This window comes from Solihabitans fulvus (assembly GCF_008386585.1).
Classification (GTDB): domain Bacteria; phylum Actinomycetota; class Actinomycetes; order Mycobacteriales; family Pseudonocardiaceae; genus Solihabitans; species Solihabitans fulvus.
The window spans coordinates 1-276 of record NZ_VUOB01000423.1; the positions used below are offsets into that span (position 1 = coordinate 1).

The following is a 276-nucleotide window of genomic DNA, read 5'->3' on the forward strand; positions in this document are numbered from 1 at the left end:
TTAGGGCTGAGTGAGCTCCGGGGGCTGATAGCGCATCGTGGGGTCCGGGCTGGTCGCGGACCGCGTGTGTAGCTGTGGTCAGCCCCACAGGGCTTTAGCTGTCACCGTGAGCAGTACCGACCATAGAGCCGATGCCATCGTTCCGATGATGAATTGCTCGATAGCTGCGCTCGACTCCTTGTTGGCTTGCGCCGCGTCCGATCCCGGAGTCGGTTGCGACTTCAGCTCGGCGTAGCGGGCCAGAGTCTTGACGCCGAGGATGACAGCGATCCCGGC

Annotated in this window: 1 protein-coding gene; it reads right to left on the reverse strand. The window is 63.4% G+C overall.

The genetic code is table 11. From position 1 onward, the window contains the following. Positions 1-78 precede the first annotated feature (78 nt). Positions 79-276 (reverse strand): hypothetical protein (locus F0L68_RS41920; RefSeq protein ID WP_223199681.1); only part of this gene is annotated, 198 nt, incomplete at its 5' end.